Source organism: Metabacillus arenae (assembly GCF_014773385.1).
GTDB classification, from domain to species: domain Bacteria; phylum Bacillota; class Bacilli; order Bacillales; family Bacillaceae; genus Metabacillus_D; species Metabacillus_D arenae.
Window position 1 is genome coordinate 1 of the sequence record NZ_JACXAI010000004.1, and the last position, 24956, is coordinate 24956.

Below are 24956 nucleotides of genomic sequence, written 5' to 3' on the forward strand. Positions count from 1 at the left end.
TGTGATTTCCTATGTGAATTAGGAAATGATAAGCGATGAAAATTCGCCAAACGCACTGTGAATTATATTGTGAATTCAAGTGCGTTTTCCTATGTGCTTTACAATGTTTGCACCTCTAAAGTAAACCCGTTAGCAAAAGGCAGCGTAAGTTGCTTTTTGCATGCTCTTTATTTTCAGTTCTTGAATGTTAAAGTTAATGAAAGTATTAACATGCTGTTAAAGAGGAATATCATTGTCCAGCTCCGAGCACCGTCAGCCCCTAGGTCATAATTCAAGCCGTCAAAACAACCTTCTTGACGGCTCGAATTGTGCTTGTCTCCGATATGAGGTTGCTCTGTGCTTTCGTTTTAATTCCTTATTAAAATGCTAATGGGATAAGCCTTTACTTTTCTCATTGTTTATTTTTCAAATTTTCCTCTGCCATTTTCACCATTTCCCTAACCATATTTCCACCAAGCTGGCCACCAATTTTTCCTGCTTGTCTTGAGGTAAGCTCTCCATTGCTTGAATTTTGCATGGAGACTCCTACTTCTTTTGCAGCTTCGTATTTTGCTTGTGCTGGATTTGGAGTCCCTGCAACCTTTGCTTTCAGCTGATCAACTTCGTTCCGGGCGCCCGGCACTAGCAATTTATTTTTCCTTGCCATCTTAATCACTCCTTTTACGTTAGGTTCCCTATTTTTTTAATAATTATGAAAAATGACATGGAAAGGCTAAGCTGGCTGCTCCCAGGCTTGGTTGATTCTCATAGTGATGCCATTGAAATGGAGATGGAGCCAAGGCCAAGCAGTACATTTCCAATTGAAGTTTCCTTTTATGAATTAGAGAAAAAGCTGATTGGTAAAGGGATCACAACGATCTATCATTCCCTGTCCTTGCTTGAAGAAAACGCCAAAAAATATGTTAGAAGAAATCGAACGGTTTTATCTACAATTGAAGCAATTAATCACTTGTCTTTGGGACAGCATCTTATTCGAGCATTTTGACCGTTTGGTTGAAAGAAAAAATCAGTTGCTGTCGAGTATATAAAATATTCATTTTGAGGTCTTTTTTGATCTTATTTTAACAGGAATACGGAAGAATTATCCATCTTCATTAGCAGTTTTCAAAATATTGAGTGTATTCATAGTTGCAACCTCCAAATCCAATCCTCTGCTATTTTATTCTGTGTACAAAGAAAAAATAGCAGAGGATTTTCCGATAATCATATCTAAGTAATTCTCTTTCATAACTATTAGTTCCCCTTGAAATTTTCTTTCATAAAATATAGCAATTTATTATTCAATGAAAAAATATTTTTTAAAATCATTGCATAAAGAAAAAATATTTCGTATGATTAATGAAGATAACAAATGTAAGCGGTTAGTTCTGCTTATTTATAAAGGTTAAGATTTCATAGGACAAATGGAAAGATTTGAATTGCAAACTTCTTTTGTGAAGAGAATATCTTAAGGAGGCAATCGATATGAAAGTCGGATTAATCGGGTTAGGGAAGATGGGATTAAATTTAGGCCAAAATTTACTAGATCATAACTATGAAGTTACAGCGTTTGATGTAAATCCCGATGCAGTGGAAGAAATAAAAAGCTATGGAGCTGAAGGTGTATCCAGCTTGGAAGCGCTTGTTCAATCATTAGGACAATCAAGAGTTCTTATGATAATGGTTCCTCATGCTGTCGTGGATTCCGTTATTAATGAAGTTACACCTTTCTTGAAATCAGGAGATATTGTAATCGAAGCCGGTAACTCTCATTATAAAGAATCCATACGCAGGTACAGTCAGCTTAAGGAACTTGGAGTCAGCTTCATGGATGCAGGAACTTCCGGGGGTATGGAAGGGGCTCGTCATGGCGCAAATTACATGGTCGGAGGGGATCCTGATGCATGGGCCATTGTAGAACCAATTTTTCGAGATACATCTGTAGAAAATGGGTATATCTATACGGGAAAAGCGGGCGGCGGTCACTTTCTGAAAATGGTTCATAACGGAATTGAGTATGGCATGATGGCTGCGATTGGGGAAGGATTTGAGGTATTAGAGAAAAGTGAATTTGAATATGACTATGAGAAAGTGGCGAGAGTTTGGAATAACGGTTCAGTTATTCGCTCATGGCTCATGGAATTAACAGAAAACGCCTTTTCAAAAGATGCGCGTCTTGATGAAATTAAAGGCGTTATGCATTCTTCCGGCGAAGGAAAATGGACAGTTGAAACCGCTATGGACCTTCAAGCGGCAACGCCTGTTATCGCGATGTCCCTATTAATGCGCTACAGATCAATGGATAATGATACATTTACAGGCAAAGTGGTGGCTGCTCTTCGTAACGAATTTGGCGGACATGCTGTAGAGAAGAAATAAGAAAATAAATGAAATAAAGAAAATCTATTTAATACTTCGGAGGTATGTTATCGTGAAATTTTTTATTGATACAGCAAATTTAGAGGATATTAAAAAAGCATATAAAATTGGGGTTTTATCTGGTGTAACAACAAATCCTTCCCTTGTTGCGAAAGAAGGCATTAAATTTGAAGATCGGATTGCAGAGATTTGCCAAACTGTACCTGAAGCTGAATCTGTTTCTGCAGAAGTAACCCCTGATGCTGAGACGGCTGAAGAAATGATCGCACAAGCAGAGGAGCTTATAAAAATTAATGGCGGAGATAAGAAAGTAACCATCAAACTCCCTATGACGCTAGCTGGTTTAGAGGCTACTCGCTATCTCGCTAACAAAGGCGTGAAAACCAATGTTACCCTAATATTTACCGTGAACCAAGCACTGTTAGCTGCTCGAGCGGGTGCCACTTATGTCTCTCCATTTTTAGGTCGTTTGGATGATATTTCTGAAGATGGTACTGAAAACTTGGTTCGCTACCTTGGGGAAAGGGTTCACTTTTGAGAATAATGGTGGGATTGGTCTTTTTTTCGTTACTTGTTAGCAGAATCAGGGGATTAGCGTTTAGTATGAATAGTTGCGCTCTTTCTGCAAGTAGACGAGGTTGAAAAAAGCACAAACTTATGAAGCTTTACTTCATTTAAAAAACCTATTGTATTAGCCATAGAAAAATACCCTTAACTATGAGTCTAGTTGACTTCACTCGTGTAAGGGTTTTCTTTTATACTGTTAGATTCTTTATGTTGGGGACTTGAAAAATAGGTGAAAATTGATGTCTAGCTCAATCCGCCATCGACCTTGAGCTTTTTTATATTATTTTGTGAAAGTGCATTAGGTTATATTAAATAGTAATGTAAACATTACAATTCACTTCAATTAGAAGTTCAGTGAATATTTCAATGCTGTGAAATGCTGCTGGTTATGTAACTTGCAGAATGAAAGAGAGGAATGAAGTATGGATATCTATTTATTGCTGATGACATTGATAGCTATTGTGATCGTGGTTGTAGGGGTTTCATGGCTGAAGTGGCACGCGTTTATCAGTTTAACAGTTGCGAGTGTGTTTTTAGCCATTATGTCAGGATTATCAATGGATAAAATAATTGGTGCCTACGAAATCGGCGTGGGAAGTGTATTAGGTCACTTAGTTGGAATTTTAGCATTAGGGACGATCTTAGGAAAGCTGATGGCTGAATCAGGAGCAGGAATGCAAGTCGCAGATTTCTTTGTTCGATTTTTTGGTGTGAAAAAATTGCCATGGGCTATGTTACTTTCAGGCTTTATTATCGGAATACCCGTTTTCTTTGAAGTTGGAATTTTGATTTTATTACCTTTAGTTATTTCAATTCACAAAACTTCAAAGCAAAACATTTTATTAATCGCGCTGCCTGTCATTGCTGGTTTATCGATTGTACACGGTCTAGTGCCGCCCCACCCAGGAGCAATGGCAGCAATTAGCATTTATAACGCTAATCTTGGAAAAGTGCTTCTTTATTCACTAATTATTGCGATTCCAGCTGGCATTATCGCAGGACCATTATTTGCAAAATGGATTCATAAACGGGTTATCCCTGAAGGAGAGCCAGAGTTAATTCGTATTAAAAAACTGGAACATAAATTACCAAGTACAGGAGTTTCTTTCTTTATTATTTTATTACCCGTTATTTTAATGGTTTTATCAACTGCAGCACCGTATTTGGGGCTGCCTGATGGTTTGACTAAATTTTTTGCTTTAATTGGAAGTCCATTGATGGCACTATTGATTGCTTGTTTTGCTGCCTTTTACTTTCTTGGACTTCGCCAAGGAATGGATAAAAACGTCATTAAGAAATTAACAGAGGAATGCCTATTACCTGTTGGATCTATTGTATTAATTATTGGTGCAGGCGGCGGGTTTAAACAAATCCTAATCGATAGTGGTGTGGGAACATCAATTGCTCAAATGTCTGAGAATTTATCCCTTTCCCCGATTGTTTTGGCGTTTATGATTGCCGGGCTAATTCGAATTGCGACAGGTTCAGCTACAGTTGCATTAACAACTGCTGCTGGCATTGTTTCACCTATTATTGAGCACATGTCAGGTGTGAATTTGGAATTGCTGGTAATTGCAACAGGGGCAGGATCATTAATGTTTTCACACGTAAATGATGCTGGTTTCTGGATGGTAAAAGAATACTTGGGATTGACTGTGAAAGAAACATTTCAAACTTGGACGGTATTAGAGACAATCCTTTCCTTTGTAGCTTTCGGAGGTACATTAATTCTCAGTATGTTTGTTTAAAGTGTACAAGAAGTTTCCACATTTGGCTTGTGAATGCTTGATGAGATTTCGACAAGAAAAAGCGTCTATCAAGAAAAAAGAGGGTGTTTCGCGAAAAAAAAACGAATAAGAAAGAAGATAAGCTTAAGTTTCTTTCATTAAATAATTTTTTATGCTGACAGCTTTCGTAAGGAGGAAGAAATCGTGAGTTCAAAATATGTTATTGGGGTAGATATTGGAACAACAAGTACAAAATCAGTACTTTTTTCAGTTGATGGAGCTGTTATTTCCAGCCATGGAATTGAGTATCCTTTATTTTCACCTGAACCTGAAACAGCGGAACAAGATCCAGAAGAGCTGTTTACGGCTGTAATAAAAACCATTAAGAAGACTATACAAGCAAGTAATGTTATGCCAAGTGATATTCTCTGTGTATCATTTAGTTCGGCTATGCATAGTGTTATAGCTGTAGATAAAGAGGGCAAGCCGTTAACAAACTGTATCACTTGGGCAGATAATAGAAGCTCTAAGTGGGCTGAAAAAATAAAAAAGGAAATGAATGGACACGAAATTTATCTTCGTACCGGGACACCTATTCATCCGATGTCGCCTCTTTCAAAGTTGACTTGGCTGCGAAATGAGCATCAAGAGCTATTTGCAAGCACCTACAAGTTCATTTCTATAAAAGAATATATTTTCTATAAGTTATTTAAAGAATATGTTATTGATTATTCGATCGCTTCAGCAACAGGTATGTTTAACCTGAATTCCTTACAATGGGACGAGGAAGCTCTTCATGTTGCAGGGGTTTCAAAAGATCAGCTTTCCAAGCCAGTACCAACAACCTATCATTTATTAGGACTTGACGAAGCAATGGCAAGGGAAATGAACTTGCTGTCTTCAACACCTTTTGTAGTTGGAGCCAGTGATGGAGTTTTATCTAATTTAGGTGTGAATGCGATAGATCCCGGAGTGGTTGCTGTCACAATTGGGACAAGCGGTGCGATTCGTGCAGTAACAAATAAGCCCGTGACAGACCCAAAGGGAAGAATTTTTTGTTATGCTTTAACAGAAGATCATTGGGTAATCGGGGGGCCGGTGAATAACGGAGGAATGATTTTTCGATGGGCCCGTGACCAGCTGGGTTCTTCAGAGGTCGAAACGGCTAAGCGTTTAGGAAAAGATTCATATGAAGTGCTTACTGACATAGCAAAAAGGGTTAATCCTGGTTCTGATGGGTTAATTTTTCACCCCTATTTAGCAGGAGAGAGAGCTCCTTTATGGGATTCCAACGCACGAGGCTCATTCATTGGACTCGGGCTGCACCATAAGAAAGAACATCTTATTCGAGCTGTGTTAGAAGGAGTCATTTTTAATCTGTATACTGTTCTTCTTGCCTTAGAGGAATTAATTGGGGAACCGAAGAAAATTCAAGCAACTGGAGGTTTTGCAAGGTCTGAGCTCTGGAGACAAATGATGACGGATATTTTTAACCAAGAGGTGTTTGTTCCGGAAAGCTTTGAAAGCTCTTGCTTAGGTGCAGCTATCCTGGGCTTATATGGATTAGGAGAAATCAAGTCATTAAATGTCGTTTCCGATATGGTAGGGGCTACTCATCATCATGTTCAAAATAAAGAGAATGTAGAAATATATAAAGAATTAATCCCAATTTATATTCGGCTTTCCAGGCTAATGGGAAAAGAGTATGAGAGCATTGCTGCTTTTCAAAGAAAAAGCATTTAGATTTACAGATTAATATAACGATACAAGACGTCAATTAATCATTGCGACTATGAAAAATAAATTTGTCCAAATAAAAGCGCTATTCTTTTTGTAGAAATATACAAGAAGAATAGCGTTTCTATGTAGCGTCAGGAAGCTTAACCTGATTATAGTGTTTATCTGTTAAACAGAGCTTTCGGCCCTAGGTAACACGATAATCTTTCTAATATGTAAGAATATTTCACAAAATTGTTGATTTATCTTAACTTTAAATTAACAGAATTGTTTTATTGTTTAGATAGTTAGTTAATCTAAACCTAATTGCAGGTTTATACAGAGAGGAGCATGATCTTGCTAAAGCCGCGTAAAGATAAAAAATCGTTTGAACAACTAGTGAAAGAAAATATTCAAGAGTTACTTAATGATAAACAAGCACTGGATAGAATTGAAAAACGTTTAGAGAAACGCCGTGACAAGCTGGCTTAATAAGCTGGCTTCCTCGGTGAAAAGAGAATCGTTTTTTGCTGAAACTATTTGTTAATTCGCTTCCTCTCAACAAAGGCATCATGCTTCACTGCCACTACTTTCCTTACAAGGGCTGGAGTTTGTTTTGCTTCACTAATTGGCAAGTTAATTGCTTGTTTTTTAAAATCAATGTCCTCCATAATTTCTTGTTGAGTATGGGAAAGCTTATTTGTTTGAGCCTTTATTTTTTCTGTTTTTTCCTGAATTCTGGCGGCTGCCCTTGACATGTTGTCCACAATCGGTTTTGTTTGTTTAAAAATCTTAAACGCCTGGATTCCAAGGAAAATAAGTGAAATGGCAATTAGTCCAATACTAAAATAAATAATAAGCATGTTTTTCCTCCTATGCTTTAGCTTTACCTTCTTTTTTTGTCCTATACCCTTTATGTCAATCAGCAAACAGGGAGAAAAAGTATGTTTTAGAAAGGCAGCTTCACATACTTTGTTGCTTTTGACAATATCCGTCATTTGGAAAAGGAGCTGCCGCTCACCAAAAGTGGAGTAGGAGACCTTAATACAAAAGTAAAAAAACAAACGCTTGAGTCATTTACGACACAAGCGTTTTATTTAAACATCAAGGTAAAATTAGTCATCACTTTTAATTCTACTAAATTCTTTATTCAATTTTGAATTACTATTATGCAAGAACCTCTCTTTTCTCTCTTGCCAATATCGTTGTAGCTAGATTGTAGCCGCTGGAAATTACTCCAGCATAGCCTGCACCTGGTCTTGTCCAAGCACCTGCTAGATATAAATGCTTAATGGGAGTTATTTGAGGTAAATTACGGTGGAGAGATTGCTCCACTGATTGTGCTGCCCCGTAAATGGCTCCTTCAGAGTGCCCAGTATACCGTTTTACTGTCATAGGAGTAGCAAGTTCAATGTGTTTTATTTTTTTACTTATGTTCGGATAAATTTTTTCCAATCGATTGATGTATATTTTTTCTACATCTTTTTTCTTTTGGTTATACTCTTCTTTAGTCAAGTTTTCCCAATCTTTGTGACTGGCGATTTGCATCATAGTTAAGGTGCTTTCACTTGAACTCTGATAGTTAGGGATAATATTTTCATAGATAGTGACGCAGTACGGCATTTCTTCATAATTCCCTAAGAGAATATCCTGTTCTACCTTATTAAGGTCGTGATAATCACACACAAAAACCTCATGATTTTTTTCATTATACAAATTAGAAAATACTCCATCCAATATGATGTAAGCCTGAACGCAGGAGTAGCTCGGCTTTACATTTTCTACTTTCATCTTAAATCGGTTTGGAAGTTTTTCCTTTTCCGGTATCATATTCAGCATTTTTTTAGGATCCATATTAGAAATAAGGTGATTACAAAGGAATTCTCCCTCTTTTTTTGTAATCACTCCACAAGCTTTTCCATCATTAACTAAAATTTCAGTTACTTCTTGCTTTGTCCTCACTTCTCCCCCATTTTCTTCAATAATCGATTTCAATTGGTTGGATAAGGATTCTGAACGTCCTTCAGGATAGTAACCGCCGTAATGATGATAATCTGTCCAAGCATAAGCAAAGTAATTAGCAGATAGCTTGGAAGGGGGTAAACCGAAGTAGATCCATAGCTGACAAATAACTGACTTTAATTTAGGTGATTGAATGAATTCATCGATCATTTGCTGCAAACTATGATTCTGATATTTAAGAAAGTTAGAAATCCCTGAACTGATATTCAACATTTCGTTACGAATTGTCACAAATAAATGAAATAATTCAGAGATTCCCTTTTTTTCTTGAGGAAATAATTCAATTAAAGTTTTTTGATATTCATCTACTCGCCCATCAACAGAAATTTCATGATCCGGAAGTATGACACTATAAAGCTGGTCAGCTTGTTGAAATTCAACACGATTATATAAGCCAATCTCTTGGAATATCTCTCTAACTCTCCCGCCTTCTGCCAAACCACTTAAGCAATGTAAAGATACATCGAATTGCCACTTTCTTCTCTTAAATGAAGTGGCAAATCCACCCGCAATGAAATGTTTTTCTAAAACAAGAACTTTCTTTTTTGCTAATGAAAGTTTACTTGCCGCGACTAATCCACCAAGACCTGACCCAATAACTATCACATCGTACATTTTAATAGCCTCCACCTTCGTAGTAATGATACTTTTCGAGACACATCAATTCTCATTTTCACTAGAAAGCTCACTGACCATCGCAAGCAATTGCTTCGAACACCTGCCATCATCTATTGGCTGTCCTAAATCATGAACATAGTATTGAGATATGAATTTAAATATTACGCTTCCAAAAAATAATAGATAAGCAAAACGTAGAAAAAACGAAAATTGTTTTATAGAAATAACAATTTTCATTCAGAGCATTCCTACTCATTTCTTTTAATAGATATCCTAAAAAATATATATTATCTTCAAAATTGTTAGATTGTAATCTAGTAATAAATTATCACACTATTTTCCATTTACCTATTGAGAAAATTACATATTCCGACAAGAAGTAAACAGCGGTATCATATAAAGATTTCTCAAGTCGGGTAAGGGGGAATTTGATGTTTCAAAGACGAATAATATACTATCGTTTAGACCGGGGCTTTGCTCATTTCGTGCTTGTGAAAGTGACTACTGATTTTTAGGAGGTGGAGCAGTGTTTGAAAATCTATGCAGTTAATATAGATAAGGATCTTGTGAATCACCAGTTCAATGATCTTCTTCTCTGGTTGGATAACGATAAACGTCATAGGATTCAATCATTTTTTCATTATAAGGATGCCCAAAGAACATTAATAGGAGATATACTAACCAGATATATGCTGATTCATTACTTGAAATTTTCTCCAGATAAAATAAGCTTTGAAACAAATAAATTTGGGAAGCCCTTTATAATGACTAGTGATAGACTGTCTGTTTATTTTAATTTGTCACACTCAGGCAGTTGGGTGGTATGTGTTTTGGGTGAGGTCGAAAATGGGATCGATATCCAAAAAATAGAGGATATCGACATGAACGTTGCACAACGCTTTTTTTCACATGAAGAATACGCTGCCCTTTTGGAGCTTTCTGAAAAGGAGCGAATAGATTATTTTTATCATCTGTGGACATTAAAAGAAAGTTATATTAAGGCTATAGGCGAAGGCTTATCCATACCGCTGAACTCCTTTTTGATTCAATCCACAGATGCCAATCAATATGTATCTTCCACATCCAATAACAAGGTTTACCTACAAAGCTATTACATTGACAGCAATCATAAAATGGCTGTTTGTTCATTTGAAAATGATTTTACTGAAAAAATCGTTAAAATAACGAATGAAAATCTTTATTATTTGTATACGGAATTATCAAATCATACTACGAGTAAATAAGCTGTCCTTATTATTATTCTATAAAAATGATGGAAAGCAGTGTTGTATGAAACTTTAAGCTTTTTGCCTGAAAAAATACTTTAACATGAAATAATATAAAAATGTTGCAGGAAAGGTGAGAGAGAATGGAAAAAATGAGGCTGTTATGTTTACCGTATGCAGGGGGTTCGGCTGCTTCTATTTATTTATCTTGGAAAAGAAAATTAAAGGAAAAGATTGAAGTACTGCCTCTTGAACTGGCTGGAAGGGGAAAACGGCTTAGAGAGCCATTATGCACGTCTGTAAATGAGATGGTGGATGACCTGATTCAAAAGTCTCTGCCGGTCTTACAGGATGACTCAAGGCCTTATGCTATATTCGGACATAGTATGGGTGGGCTTCTTGCATATGAATTGTGTAATAAGATTCAAGAACTAGGTCTGCCTGCCCCAACATGTTTAATCGTTTCGGGATTTCATCCACCAGATAAAAAAATTGAAGGAAACCTTCACCAGCTGCCCTTGGATGAATTTGCAGAAGTTATTAAAAAAAGTGGAAATGTCCCACCATCTATTTTTGAAGACCGTGATTTGTACAATCTGTTTATTCCAATTTTACATGCAGACTATAAATTGGTTTTTAGTTATCAATATAAACCTAAAGCAACCGTTCTAAATACAGATTTATATGCCTTTACCGGAAAGGAGGATTATAAAGTCTATCACCAAAGAAAAGAATGGATGATCCATACGATTGGGAAATTTCAGGATTTTGTATTTGAAGGAGGACATTTTTTTATTCGACAGAGCGAGGAACAAGTCCTTGAAAAAATAGAGGAAATTTTATCAACAGAGAAACCTATGGATAAATCTCTTCCATTGGAAAAGGTAAGGTAAATAAAAAGGATACCAAATAAGATGACAAGAGAAAATCCGGCGCCATTTTAAATGGGGCCGGATTTATTATTATTTTGAAAGTTCAGGAAATTTAGTTAATTAAAATATTAACGTATTAAAGAGTGCGGTCATCGTTAAGCTCCGGGCAAAATTAGCTTGTGCTTACCGCCGGCAGGCGGGCGCTCATTTGCAGAAAATGAATGTTATTGTTTGTAATAGAGTGGTTATTAATACTCAGGTAGTTCTTCACCGTATAATTTCACATCATGGAAATCAATATTGCTTAATGATCCCACACTATACTCCATCGAAGAAGAAAGAATCGATTTGTCCAAAAACTTTTTCATGTGGTATGCCTCCTAAGACATCTTTTTTAAAAGTTTTAAACATAACTCATAATAGTGACTGCTTTTCTTATATTGGTGAAGCTTTTTATAACTTTTGCCTAATGTTTCGTAATACTGAGACATTAATCCGAAGTCATTTGATTGAACAAATTTTGGAATTGCGGTGTTTTCAAGGTAGCTTATAAGCTCGGAATCTGTGTTAATGAGCTGATATTTAATGATCTCTAATTCTACTAACTTGGTTGAAGGCCATTGATACTTATTAGATTCACTCAAAGTTTTGTTCACCCAAGCTAAAGCTTCTTGTTTTTGATTATTTTTTATTAACACACTGGCTAGCTCAATCACTACATTTAGATAAATTTTGGAGGGAGTATCAATGTAATCCAGGGCATGAAGATAATACTTAATCGCTTCCTCATAATTATGTAGTTTGCTGTGAATAAACCCAAGATTATGTAGAGCTTTTGCGAAAATGACCTTATCTTCAAATCCTTTTGATACATTTATTATCTTATTTAAAATTTCGATTGCTCTTGAGTACTCTTTTAACCGTCCATAATTAACCCCTAACAGGAGTTGGCATTCCAGGCTTCTTTTAAACCACAATTTACTATTGAAAATATTCAAAGCTTTTTCTGCATAGGTTACTGCCATTGGCGTATTATAGGTATTTGTGTAGGTTAAAGATAAATGAAAGAAAAATTCTGGATCCACATGAGTGGGGTCATTAAAAAAATAGATGATGTTCTCGAAGTGTACTAACCCCCGTGGAGAGTCTGCTTTTATCGTGCAATAATACAATCCCAAGAAATATTCAAAATATGCTTTTTGATGGGCACCGAACTTATCCTTCCCTTTTATTAAGATTTCCATTATTTCTTCAGCATCTTTTTTGTTTTTCTTATGGATACTGTATCGAAGACTTACTAGATGATAATAGTAGATTAGATTAGTAGAATGTGCGTTCTTGATCTGGAGGTCGATTTTTTCCTTTAGATGATCAATCACAGATGGCTCATCCCGTTGAATGATAGATTTGTACCACTCTTCAAGGTTGTTAATGATAAAGAATTTGTTTCTATCGATCTCATTGATATCAATATCCAATCTTTCCAAAAGTAAGGCAAGAGTTTCCATGTTCGGAGTTATTTTTGAATTCTCAAGCTTACTTAAATAGGTTATGGAGCAAATACCAATTGATAATTCTTGCTGCGTCATTTGCTTGTTTGTTCTTGAATAAAACACCAACTTTCCATAATCAATTTCAGAGTTTTGGATTTGCATGATTGCCTCCTGTTAGTATTTTATATAAAAATTGTTAATTATTCGTTAATTTAGTTTTAAAAATGAATTTTCCAGGTTGAGAAAGTGATCACAAAATTTACCACTCTTTCTATATCTTAGACTACGATTTTTTCAATAGTCAATCTATTACAATACGATTAATATTAAAAGTGAAAATGTTCACAGAACTATGATAGTAGTTAATGATACCTCTTTACTAGAAATGGGAAAATAAAGATAAAATGATGGTAAAATGTGCCTTTATTATGGAAAGGTAATGAGCAGAGCTGCAATTACCTAAATATTTAAACTGTTAATTATGGTGAAAAAAGTCATGAGGTTTATTGTATGACCAAATCTGGTATAGGAAATTCCCGACAACTAATGAAAGATGCCCTAATAAATTGAATAAAACCGTTTATAGGAGAGATAGTAATGTTTGTTAAAAAATCCAATTATACCTTCTATCCTTTATCACCTAATCAAGAGGATATATGGCGGTCTCATTATCTGTCACCAAATCATAATCACTTAAATATGTTTGCAGCTTGGAAATTGCAGGATGATGTAAATGTACAAGCTTTAAAAGAAGCATTTCAAGGAATTACTAGCAAATATGAAACCCTTCGTACCAATTACAAGTTTGAGAACGGACAGCCGGTTCAATGTGTCCATAACGATTATCCTGTCCATTTTGAGTTTCATGATCTTTCCCAATTAAATAAAGAAGAGTTTAATAAAGTTTTAAGTAAAGAAGCACATCTTCCCTTCCAACTGGAGAACGGGCCAATATTTAAGATAAATCTCTATTTAAATAATCAAAACGAAAAGATTCTTCTTTTCAACGTACATCATTTAGCTATTGATGGCTGGTCTATTATGGTGATGGTGAATGCGGTTGGACGATTGTATGATGAGCTGATAAAAGGACTTTCCCCAAATAGTAAGGCACCTGCCCGCAATTATTTATCGTTTGTGCAGGAAGAACGGCAAAAAAGTGAAGCTGCGGGGGCAGAAAATGAATCACTCAGCTATTGGTCAGACAGGTTAATACAAGGTGAGGGTATCCATCCTGTAAACCTTCCTTCTAAGAATAATAACAACCACTCTTTCAAAGGTGAAAGCTTATTTTTTGCAGTTAACGAGGGTGTAGCTAGTGAACTGAGGGAATTTGCAAAAAGGAATAACATTACACTATACACATTGCTTTTATCTGTTTTTAATCTTCTTTTACACAAATACAGCGGTCAAAATAACATTTGGATTGCCACCCCTTTTGCAAGAAGAAATACCAAAATACTTGATAATGTTGGTTTTTATGCAAATACCCTATACATAGATGGGGATTTTAAGGAAAACTACTCTCTTTTTGAATTCTTACAACAAATTTCTAAGAAAATTCAAGGTTCCACAAAGCATAAGGATATATCTTATTCTCAGCTTTCAGAGATCATGCATAAAAATCGCCTAAATAATGAACAGAATCATGCCAATGTCTTGTTTAATTTTCAGAATCTAAGAAGTATAACTAAAAATAATTTGGGGGCTGCTTTTCTTGGGATAGGAGGAGCGAAAGGAAAAGTAGGCTCTTTAGAATTTGAGGTTTATCCGGTTAATCGAAAAATTACACAATTTGAAATAGAGATAGAGGGTGTTGAATTTAACAAAGAATTGCATTTTCGGATGCTCTATGATCCTGAAAAATATCAACACCAGGTCATGGAAAGGTTCTCTGCCCATTATGAACAGTTGTTAAAAGAAGTTATTAAAAATGATCAAAAAAGAATAAAAGAATATTCACTGCTCCTTGAAAATGAGGTAGAAGCACAGCTAAAAGAGTTGAACCATAGTCATTTACTTAAAGAAAATACTAAATGTTCAATCGTGAGTGAAATTGAACACATGGCTGAGAGCACTCCGCATGCTGCAGCAGTTATGATGGATAACCGGACACTAACATATGCTGAGCTTTCCGAAAAATCAAACCAGCTTGCGGCAAATTTGATTAAACTCGGTGTCTTGCCGGAGGAAAGAGTTGGACTTGCCGTCACTCGGAGTGTCGAGATGATTCCAGGTATCTTAGGGATCTTAAAAGCAGGTGCTGTTTATGTTCCGCTTGATCTCAATTATCCGATAGACCGACTTGAATATATGATCAAAGATGCAGATATATCATACATTCTAACGGATAGTCATTTAGAGCTAATCCAGTCAAAAGCCCAAATATTAAGGCTGGAGGATATGTTCAAAGAGGATGATACAGCAGTTCATTTAGCCGTTCATCCAAGCCAGCTGGCCTATATTTTATATACCTCCGGGTCTACGGGAAGACCAAAAGGAGTGATGGTCAGCCACGAAAATATTTACTATTCAACGATGGCTAGAAAAAGTGTTTATGCAACTAGAGAATACTGTCATTTTCTATTACTTTCATCTATTTCATTTGATAGTTCTCTAGTTGGAATCTTTTGGACCTTGTCTGTTGGCGGGAAAATTATTTTATCTGATGTAAGTGAGCAGCTGAGCGTTCCTGAACTCATTACTACCATTGAAAAGCATAATGTAACGCATTTATTAAGTGTACCATCTTTGGTCCAGTTGATATTGAAGGATGCTGAACCTGAAAAAATGAATAGTCTGCAAGCTGTCATTGTTGCAGGAGAACAGTTTCCAAAAAGTTTAGCTATCTATCAGAAAAAGAATTTTCCTCATATTGTCCTATTTAATGAGTATGGGCCTACAGAAGGAACGGTGTGGTCCAGTTATTATCGGTTAGAAGATTGCGAACACTCCGTGGTCCCAATAGGTTTCCCGACCGATCACGCTTACCTTTACATTCTCGATGAGGCCATGAACTTTGTGCCTAAAGGGACAACAGGAGAAATTTTCATTGGCGGACAAGGTGTAACGCGTGGTTACAACAACCAACCAGCTTTAACGGCAGAGCGATATATCCCGAATCCTTTCGGAATTGGGGACAGGCTGTATCGTACAGGAGATTTAGCTAAGTATAACGAGGATGGCAGCGTCCAGTTTCTGGGGAGAATAGACGGACAAATAAAGGTTAACGGTTTTCGAATTGAGGTAGCGGAAATAGAAGCTGTACTTGAGGAGCATCATCATGTACTTAAGTCAATTGTAATGGTCAGGAAAGAGGATAAGCGGTCAGCCCAACTTATCGCTTATGTTGCAGCTTCTTTACCTGAATTCTCTTTAGATGAACTGCGGACATATCTATCAAACAGGCTGCCCCATTATATGATTCCGCACCAATACATCGTTCTGCCAGAATTTCCCTTAACTCAAAATGGCAAGGTCGATACAAAGAGGCTGCAGGAAATAAAAATAGAAAATCAAGTCCCTGACATAATAGATCCTAGAAATGATCGTGAAAAGGAGCTAGTCGCTATTTTTCAAGAAGTACTGGGCGCAGAAAATATAAGTATTAGTGACAGTTTTTTTGAGATCGGCGGTGACTCGATCCTGGCGATTCAAATATCTTCAAAAGCGAATGAAAAGGGTTGGCTGTTAAAGCCAAAAGATATCTTTGATAAAAAAACGATTGAAAAAATCGCCCAATCCATGGAGGAGAAAGCGGCATACAATCAGCGCAAGCAGCTGAATCATGGAGATGAAGTCGCTTTAACTCCTATTCAGCATTGGTTTTTTGAACAGAAATTTTCATACCCTAATCATTGGAATCAAGCCATCCGTTTAAAGGTCCACGAGCATCTAACCTTTTATATGTTCAAGCAAGCTGTTGAATTTTTGATCGAAACGCACGATTCTCTTCGATTAAGGTTTGTTGAAAATGAAAAGGGCTGGACCCAAAAGTTTTTTAATGACAAGCACAATTTGGCCATCTCTTATGTTGATATAAGCGATCAGCAGAACCCTGATGAACGCATTCTGGAGTATACCGAAAAGCTGCAAAAATCTTTGAACATCTCAGAAGGCCCTTTAATTTATGCAGCATATGTTAACCGCGGCGTACATACTCAGAATGAAAACGAGGTTATCATCATCGCTCATCATTTAGTGATTGATATGGTTTCCTGGCAGATAGTCTTACAAGATCTGGATATGCTTATTGACCAAATTATGGCAGGACAAAAGCTGCATTTACCGTTTGAGGAAACTTCCTATAAGGAATGGGCGGACTATTTATCAAGTTTAGAGGCTGGTTCAGATAACGAGTCGAAATATTGGAGTCGTTTAAGTGATGTGAAAAATTCCAGCCCATTAATCAAAATTGATAAAGGGACCGAAGCAAGCAGTGAGAAAATAGAGTGTTTGCTGGGAAAAGAAGATACCAAAAGTCTTTTGAGAGAGGTTCCGAAATACTATGGCACACAGGTAAATGAGCTAGTATTGTCTGCGATCATCTTGTCGCTGAAGCAATTTTCTAAAGATGACAATGTTTTAATCGATATTGAAACCCATGGTCGTAAACCATTGAATAATGAATTAGATCTTTCCAGAACGGTCGGCTGGTTTACTTCTATACATCCGCTGTATTTTAATATTCCAGACCTAAATTCACCGAACGGAGATTTGTTAAAATATGTAAAAAATACAATGCGGGAAGTACCGAATGAAGGAATCGGATATGGAGTAAAACGATGGTTAAAGCATGAAAACTCTATCGTTTCAAGAGATTCGGCGCAGTATCCTACGGCAATGTTCAGCTATAACTATTTAGGAAAAATCGATCAAGCCTTTTTTAAATCAAAAGCATTTACTTTTCATAGTTATCTTAGCGAAACAGTTAAAGACCAGCATGAAAAGAGGCTCTATTTACTAGATTTTGAGCCTTATATTTTTGAAGATCAGTTCTGTTTGCGCGTTGTATACAGCAAGACGTCATTTTCAGAAATGGCAATAAGTGTCCTCGCAGAGGAAATCGTAGAAAACATCCGCAAACTCATTTCATTCTGTTGTCAAACGCAGGAAGTTGGTTTTGTGACGACAGATTTTCCAGAGGCTAAATTGGATCAAAAGGAACTTGAAAAATTTCTATCAACCATAAAACACAGTTAATAAGGGGCTGCCTATATGGATATTAAAAATATCGAAAATATTTATGAATGTTCTCCTATCCAAAAAGGAATGTTATTTCATACAATCCATCAGCCTGATACCAGTTTATATGTGGAGCAAATAAGCTTTAAAATCTATGGATATCTGGAAATAAATTCGTTCCAAAAGGCATGGGAACATACAATAAACCGCCACGCGGCACTCAGAACGACGTTTCACTGGAAAGAATCCGAAAAGCTGTTGCAGGTTGTTCACAAAAACGTGGAAGGCGTTATAAATTGTCAGCAATGGGACCAGTCGTCTCTAGATGCAGGCTTACAAATCCTTCAATATGCGGAAGACATAAAAAATGAAGGGATCGACGTTTCGAAAGGTCCGTTAATGAAATTTCATTTAATCCAATTGAAAGACTGTTATCAGTTTATTTGGACCTTTCATCATCTATTGATGGATGGTTGGTCTATGCCTATTGTGTTAAAAGATGTCATGCATTCCTATCAATCAATCAAAAATAACGAGCCCATGTTTCTTCCTGATGCTCCCCAATTTAATGAATATATATCATGGCTGGACAAGCAGGATTTGGATAAGGCGAAGCATTTTTTTAAAGAGAAGTTAATTGGATTTCAAGAACCCAGCTATTTAAGTGGAAATGAAACGAACAATTCAAGACAATCCTTGCAGGATCAGCATACCGATTTAATTATTCAGGAAAAGGATCGAAAATGCCTGGAAGAAATGGCCCGGAATCAGGATGTAACACTATTTTCGATTCTTCAGGGACTCTGGGTATTACTCATAAACAGTTATACAGATCAAAAGGATATTGTTATTGGCAGTGTTATGTCAGGTCGTCAGCCTGAGCTCAAAGGCTCGGAAAATATTGTAGGACCGTTCATTAATACGCTTCCTATCAGAGTAACCCTTCAAGCCAGTGATACAGTAGAATCTATCATTAAAAGAGTGCAAAAAGAACAGTCAGAGCTTTCTCTATATGAATACACCCCTTTATTTGAAGTTCAAAAAGTAAGTGAGCTGGAACCAGATAAATCTCTTTTTGACAGCATTATTGTATTTGAGAACTATCCATTTAATTCTGATATTTTTTCTTCTGAAGAGCTGGGCTTTTCAATAAAGGATTTTAATGTGGAAGAAAAATCGAATTTCCCTTTAAGCATTGCGATTATACCTTATGAGAATTCGCTTGTCTTAAGGCTGCATTATGATTCATCCATCTTTTCACAAGATGAAATAGAGAAGATGCTGGATACAATGTCAATGTTTATTGAAGCAGTTAAACGCGACATTAGCCAAAGGGTTGATGCCTTGCAGTCTTTAAACCAAAAGGAATTGGATGAAATGATAGGCGGGAGGGATGCAAGGACTCTATTACCTGAAAGCTCATCCCCTCCCCCTTTATTACATCAGATGTTTGAGATGCAAGTTGAAAAAAGCCCTGACAAGATTGCGGTCAGTTCTGAACATTTTGCTTATACCTATAAGGAGGTAAATGACAAAGCAGATCAAGTCGCAAGATATTTACTTTCACAAGGCCTGCAGCAGGAAGAGAGTACAGCGGTATTCATGACTAGATCACCAGATATGATGATTGCTATGCTGGGTATTTTGAAAGCTGGAGGTGTGTATGTTCCTCTCGACCTCCATATGCCAAAGGAGCGGATACAGTTTATCCTGACCGATTCAGCTGCAAGGTTTATCATTTCAGAAAACCAATTGATAGATAGGTATTCTTTTCACAATATCCAGCAAATCGATATCCATCATATAGGAAAAGCTGATGTTCACAATCGAAACCACGATCCTGTTTTTCATGCTAAACAGGGAGCCTATATCATGTATACATCGGGATCTACTGGTATTCCAAAAGGAGTAGTCGTTACCCATGAAGCTTCTTTGCTGCACTATCTTTCTTTTAAAGAGCAATTTAACATCAACAAAGCCGATAAAGTTCTTCAATTCGGAACAACAACATTTGATCCGTCCCTTGAGCAGGTTTTTCCAACTTTGTGCAGCGGGGGAGAAGTTTTTATTAGAGGAGATGATGTATGGGATTCAGAAGAATTTGTTGAAAAAGTTAATAAATATGGGATAACAGTCGCCAATCTCCCTACGCCTTATTGGAATGAAATTGCAAGCCATTTCAGCGCCACTCGGCAGTCTATCAATATGAAAAGCTTGCGTGTTTTGGCTGTCGGAGGAGATAAGCTCTCTCCTGCACATGTAGACATGTGGAACACCGTTCATAAAGGGGAAGCCGATCTTTTCAACTTTTATGGTCCAACAGAAATCATCACGACCTGTACCTTTTACAAGGTGCCGGCTGGTAATGGACCAAAGCAGCATGAGCAAGCTTCGATTCCTATTGGAAACCCCCTGATAAATAGAAGGATGTATGTTTTGGATTCCATGGGAAGGCCTGTGCCTTCCGGAAGGAAAGGGGAGCTTTACATAGGAGGGCAAATGCTTGCCTTGGGCTATTTAAATCAGCCGGGACTAACGGCTGATAGCTTTCTCCCTGATCCATTCAGTGATGAGCCAGGAGCAAGGATGTACAAAACAGGGGATTTTGTAAGTTATTCGTCTTCAGGAGAGTTTCAGTTCCTGGGCAGACAGGATGATCAGTTTAAAATCCGCGGTTTCCGTGTAGAAATAGGTGAAATTGAAAAAGCGATTCTGTCACTTCCAGAGGTAAAGGACGTATTGGTTCTGGTTGATACTTCTGCTGGAATAAAGAACTTAGCTGCGTATATAACTGTTGGTTCGGAAACATCACAAGCAAAAATAAAATCAGCACTAGAGAGCAAGTTATCAGACTACATGATTCCGAAATTCATCATTTTTATCGACGAGTTCCCTTTATTGACAAATGGGAAGGTAGATCGAAAGGCATTACCAAAAATTGAAGCCAAGTATTTGGAGTCCGATCATTCTTCCTATCGTCCTCCATCAAGCCGCAACCAGCAAATCATGACCGAAATTTGGGAAGAAGTCTTGCAAATAGAACGTGTAGGAATACAAGATAACTTTTTCGAACTTGGCGGCGATTCTATTTTAGCTTTGCAAATTATAGCCAAATGCAAAGAAAATTCTATTGAAATCACTACCAAGGATTTATTTGAGCATCAGACGATTGAAAGGGTTGAGGAGTCATTCTTATCTGTGACACCTGACCATGATTTATCTATATCAAAGATCGATTTAGAAGCAATGGAATGGATTCCTTTCACACCTATTCAGCGTTGGTTTTTTGAAAAAGAATTTAAAAATCCTCATCACTGGAACCAATCCATCTTGCTTGAGGTGCATGAGGATTTAAATGTGACGTTATTAAGGGAAGCTATAAAGAAGTTGGCAGAGCATCATGATATTTTCTCCTATTCCTTTAGCCGAAGTGATGGGAAGTGGATCCAAAAAGAAAAACAGAAAAATCCATTTGAAGTAGATGTTATAGAACTAGATAGAACTAATCTTCACCAATATGAAGATATGAAGAGAAAAGCAATTGTTCGGGCTCAAACCTCTCTTCACATTGAATCCGGTCCTTTACTTAGGGCAGTTTACATTAGCAGTCAAAATGAAGGGGAAAATCAGTTGTTTTTAACGATTCATCATTTAATCGTAGATGGTGTTTCTTGGAGGGTGTTATTAGAAGATTTGCAAATGTTGTATCATCAAGCCACTCTAAAACAGCCAACAAAGCTGCCAGCCAAAACAACAACATTTAAAGAATGGGCATATACATTGAATCAGTATGCAGAGGGTGAAATTGTTCTCAGAGAGCTGGATTATTGGCAAAAGATAAGCAGAATAGAGGCAAACATCCCGACAGACAAAGAGATGGCTGATTTGGTTAATACAGAAGAATCACTTAAGAAAATGACTGTGAGCTTTTCAAAAGAGGAAACAGCCTCATTGCTTAATAGGGTAAACCGGACGATGGACGCAAAAATCCAGGAAATCCTTATTGCTGCTCTCGTCTTAGTGATAAAAAAATGGTCAAATAATCACCATATCAAAATCGATATAGAAGGGCACGGGAGAGAGGAAGTAAGAAAAGGATTGAATTTAAGTAGAACAATAGGATGGTTTACAACGTTATTTCCTTTTTCAATCAAGCTGCAAGAAAGCTCCTCTATCCTTGAGGATTTACAGTTGGTAGTAAAGAAGCTTCGAGCTATTCCAAATAATGGACTTGGGTATGGCATTCTCAAGTATATGAAGGATATACAATTTGCGGGCAGTCCTTCTCAGGTGAGTTTTAATTATCTTGGCCAAATTAATACTTCTGCAAATAAAAACACCATATTTGAAATGTCTAATGATAGTGTGGAGCCTATTAGGGATCCAAGGGCTTTGCGAGCTTATCTGCTGGATGTAGAAGGCGCCATTTATAATGGAGAGCTTTCCCTGGATTGGATGTACTGCAGGCATATTCATAAGGATGAAACCGTCAGGAAATTGACAGCTGAATTTACGACAACTGTGAAATCAATTATTAAGCTGTGTGAGAGGTTTGAGGAGCAAAAATATGTGCCTAAAGATTTTTCAACAGCTATTTTAAGCGAGAGTGAATGGAATATAGTCAATCAACAGACATCAGGCATTGAAGACATTTACCCGCTTTCACCTGTCCAGGAAGGGATGCTGTTTCATACCTTGCTTCACCCCGGAACAGGAATTTATGTGGAACAAATGTCCTTTGAAATAAAAGGGGAGCTGCACATAGATCTCCTTAAAGAGGCGTGGCAGCATGTAGTGGATCAAAACAGCATTTTAAGAGCGAACTTCTTGTGGGAAGGTTTTGCAAAACCGATCCATATCATTAATCAGCAGGGCAAAGTGGATTTAAAAATACTGGACTGGACGAGCCGGCTTTTTGGCTCAAAGGAAGAAATTAAACAAGAGATAGAAGCGCTATGCAGTTCTCAGAGGTTAAATGGGTTTCATTTAGAAAAAGACACACTCATGAAATTAACCCTCGTCATGATAGATAAGGAGACCTATTACTTTATTTGGAGTTATCACCATTTGCTGCTTGATGGCTGGTCGATGCCGATGATTTTAAATCAATTGTCTAAAACGTATTCAGATTTACTAAATAAAAGAATTCCGGCTGTCCCTTCCGCGCGGCCATTTAGGGATTTTATCAGCTGGCAGCTTGATCAGGACCTTTCAGAGGCTGAATCATTTTGGAAGGGAGCTTTTGATGGATACCAATTCCAAAACCGGACCTTGTTACTCAATGAAACAAAAGGAAGGATTGGAAGTTCGGAGAGCGGCAGCCAAAACCAGATGATGAAGGCAGAAAACGCTAACGCCGAAATAAAGCGAAAACTTCCTAAAGCCCTGACAAGCAAATTGAAACAAGTGGCAATGAAGGAAAAAACCACACTTAATACGGTGATTCAAACTTGTTGGGCTGTTTTCCTGAATTTTATATGTGAAAAAGAAAATGTCGTTTTTGGTTCAGTTTTATCAGGCCGGCCGGCATCAGTTACGGGGATCGATGAAATGGTAGGGATGTTTATAAATACTCTGCCTATAGGACTTAAAGTCTCCAGGCAAAAAGAGATTGGGGAATTGCTTAACGAGATGAATACACTCCAAATGAGAATAATGGAGTTTGAAAATACTCCCCTTATCAACATTAAAGAATGGATTGGGTACAACTCCAAAGAGTCGCTTTTTGATACGTGCTTAATTTTTGCTAACTTTCCTAACCTAATATCAGCAGAGGAAAGCCAAGCGATATTAGAAGGAGTCACTGTTTCGAATGTAGAGGTAGAGGAACAGACAAACTTTCCTTTAACCTTGTCTATTGTGCCTAATGACGAGCTGTCTTTAGATATCAATTACAATTGCTCTTCTTTTAATAGGGAAACGATTGAATTGTATTTTGAAATTCTTGAAAAAATTATAACCGAAGTTACACTTTCCCTTCAGCAGCCTTTAGATGAGGTATACAAAAGTCTGGAAAGCACCATATCTAAAAGAAATGAGAATTTAATAAGTAAACAAAAAAAGATGAATAGGGATCAGCTTAATCAAAGGAAACGAATAGCGGTTAATGTTCTTAATTAAAAAGAGGAGGTATGAAAATTGGTTAAATCACTTAATATGAATAGGTTCAAGGGTCGGCAGACGATCCAAGTAAACCAAAAGCTTGTCAGTTCAAGATATTTAGAGGATGGAAAAACCTTGCCGCTTGTCATGGAACCCAATACAGACGGGGTAAACCTATATGAATGGGTAAAAGCAAACCAAGAGGAGGTAAATGAGTCCCTTTATAAAAATGGAGGTATTCTCTTCAGGGGCTTTAACGTTACGAATACGAAGGATTTCCACTTTTTTATCAATCAAGTTTCCGGCGAGTTGTTGGAATATAAAGACAATGTCACTCCGAGGAGCGCTGTGAAAAATCAAATCTATACATCTACAGATTTTGCTGCTGATCAATCGATAGAATTGCATAACGAGATGGCCTATAGTCACGAGTGGCCGATGAAGATCTTCTTTTACTGCGACACTCCAGCCTTATCCGGTGGTGAGACACCGATTGCAGATAGCAGACGGATCTACGAAAAAATGGATTCATCAATTGTAGAGAAGTTTACAAAAAAGAATGTCATGTACGTTAGAAACCTAGGTCTTCCATTAGGTATGAAATGGCAGGACGTTTTCCAAACGGATGACAAAGATTTTGTAGAAGAACAATGCAGAAAAAATGGGATGGAATGTATCTGGAAAACTGCAGATCACTTAAGGATACAGCAGGTTAGGCCTGCGATTTCCGTACACCCGGTTACAGGGGAGAACATTTGGTTCAATCAGATTACTGCATTTAATATTACAACACTTGAGAGTGAAATAAGGGAGGAAATCCTTCATCAATATGATGAACAAAATGTACCTAAAACCTCCTTTTACGGGGATGGCACAACTATTGAGCCAGAAGTATTGGAAGAAATCAGAAGAGTGTATGAAGAAGAAACAGTAAAATTCACCTGGCAAAAGGGTGACATCCTAATGCTTGACAACATGATGGTTGCCCATGGAAGAACACCGTACAAAGGAGATAGAAAAATATTAGTAGGCATGACGGAGTCGAATAGCTGGAAATAATAAATCAGGGGG

Annotated in this window: 15 protein-coding genes and 1 pseudogene; 11 read left to right on the top strand and 5 right to left on the bottom strand. The window is 37.1% G+C overall.

Translation table 11 applies throughout. From position 1 onward, the window contains the following. Positions 1–391: 391 nt before the first annotated feature. The gene (locus IC621_RS04460; protein WP_191156167.1) at positions 392–646 is read right to left on the bottom strand and encodes an alpha/beta-type small acid-soluble spore protein; all 255 of its coding nucleotides are present in this window, start codon (positions 644–646) and stop codon (positions 392–394) included. A 57-nt stretch (positions 647–703) separates the two neighbouring features. Here IC621_RS04460 and IC621_RS04465 point away from each other — a divergent pair, with 57 nt between their 5' ends. The 6 genes and pseudogenes from IC621_RS04465 (at position 704) to IC621_RS04490 (ending at position 6860) form a co-directional block, all read left to right on the top strand. Further along, positions 704–985: an amidohydrolase family protein gene (locus IC621_RS04465; protein ID WP_191156168.1), complete on the top strand. Its 282-nt coding sequence runs from the start codon at positions 704–706 to the stop codon at positions 983–985. A 479-nt stretch (positions 986–1464) separates the two neighbouring features. Next, the gene (gene gnd, locus IC621_RS04470; protein WP_191156169.1) at positions 1465–2358 is read left to right on the top strand and encodes a phosphogluconate dehydrogenase (NAD(+)-dependent, decarboxylating); all 894 of its coding nucleotides are present in this window, start codon (positions 1465–1467) and stop codon (positions 2356–2358) included. 52 nt (positions 2359–2410) lie between these two features. After that, a pseudogene (locus IC621_RS04475) lies at positions 2411–2851 on the top strand (transaldolase family protein); the annotation flags it as partial. 496 nt (positions 2852–3347) lie between these two features. Then, on the top strand, positions 3348–4673 hold the full coding sequence (locus IC621_RS04480; RefSeq protein ID WP_191156170.1) for a GntP family permease: 1326 nt from the start codon (positions 3348–3350) through the stop codon (positions 4671–4673). Between the two features lie 180 nt (positions 4674–4853). Then, positions 4854–6395: a gluconokinase gene (gntK, locus tag IC621_RS04485; RefSeq protein WP_191156546.1), complete on the top strand. Its 1542-nt coding sequence runs from the start codon at positions 4854–4856 to the stop codon at positions 6393–6395. 330 nt (positions 6396–6725) lie between these two features. Beyond that, positions 6726–6860 (top strand): FbpB family small basic protein, encoded by a 135-nt coding sequence (locus tag IC621_RS04490; RefSeq protein ID WP_396652972.1) that lies wholly within the window; start codon positions 6726–6728, stop codon positions 6858–6860. A gap of 44 nt (positions 6861–6904) precedes the next feature. On the opposite strand, the gene IC621_RS04495 is transcribed toward IC621_RS04490, so the two are convergent. From IC621_RS04495 to IC621_RS04505, 3 genes are all read right to left on the bottom strand, one after another. Next, positions 6905–7231, bottom strand: coding sequence for a DUF948 domain-containing protein (locus tag IC621_RS04495; protein WP_191156172.1), 327 nt, complete (start codon positions 7229–7231; stop codon positions 6905–6907). A 304-nt stretch (positions 7232–7535) separates the two neighbouring features. Further along, the gene (locus tag IC621_RS04500; protein ID WP_191156173.1) at positions 7536–9005 is read right to left on the bottom strand and encodes a phytoene desaturase family protein; all 1470 of its coding nucleotides are present in this window, start codon (positions 9003–9005) and stop codon (positions 7536–7538) included. A 45-nt stretch (positions 9006–9050) separates the two neighbouring features. After that, entirely contained in the window at positions 9051–9245 is a 195-nt protein-coding gene (locus IC621_RS04505; RefSeq protein WP_191156175.1) for a hypothetical protein, read from the bottom strand. Between the two features lie 293 nt (positions 9246–9538). Between IC621_RS04505 and IC621_RS04510 the strand changes: the two genes are divergently transcribed. Both IC621_RS04510 and IC621_RS04515 read left to right on the top strand, forming a co-directional pair. Further along, positions 9539–10252, top strand: a complete 714-nt coding sequence (locus IC621_RS04510) for a 4'-phosphopantetheinyl transferase family protein (RefSeq protein ID WP_191156177.1) — start codon at positions 9539–9541, stop codon at positions 10250–10252. A gap of 125 nt (positions 10253–10377) precedes the next feature. Further along, positions 10378–11127: a thioesterase II family protein gene (locus IC621_RS04515; RefSeq protein ID WP_191156179.1), complete on the top strand. Its 750-nt coding sequence runs from the start codon at positions 10378–10380 to the stop codon at positions 11125–11127. Between the two features lie 359 nt (positions 11128–11486). On the opposite strand, the gene IC621_RS04520 is transcribed toward IC621_RS04515, so the two are convergent. Beyond that, entirely contained in the window at positions 11487–12761 is a 1275-nt protein-coding gene (locus IC621_RS04520) for a tetratricopeptide repeat protein (protein WP_191156181.1), read from the bottom strand. 435 nt (positions 12762–13196) lie between these two features. Here IC621_RS04520 and IC621_RS04525 point away from each other — a divergent pair, with 435 nt between their 5' ends. Genes IC621_RS04525 through IC621_RS04535 form a run of 3 tightly spaced genes read left to right on the top strand, consistent with a single transcriptional unit; the run spans position 13197 to position 24944 of the window. Further along, entirely contained in the window at positions 13197–17801 is a 4605-nt protein-coding gene (locus IC621_RS04525; protein ID WP_191156183.1) for a non-ribosomal peptide synthetase, read from the top strand. Positions 17802–17816: 15 nt separating this feature from the next. Beyond that, positions 17817–23903, top strand: coding sequence for a non-ribosomal peptide synthetase (locus IC621_RS04530; RefSeq protein WP_191156185.1), 6087 nt, complete (start codon positions 17817–17819; stop codon positions 23901–23903). 18 nt (positions 23904–23921) lie between these two features. Next, on the top strand, positions 23922–24944 hold the full coding sequence (locus tag IC621_RS04535; protein WP_191156187.1) for a TauD/TfdA family dioxygenase: 1023 nt from the start codon (positions 23922–23924) through the stop codon (positions 24942–24944). Positions 24945–24956 lie beyond the last annotated feature (12 nt).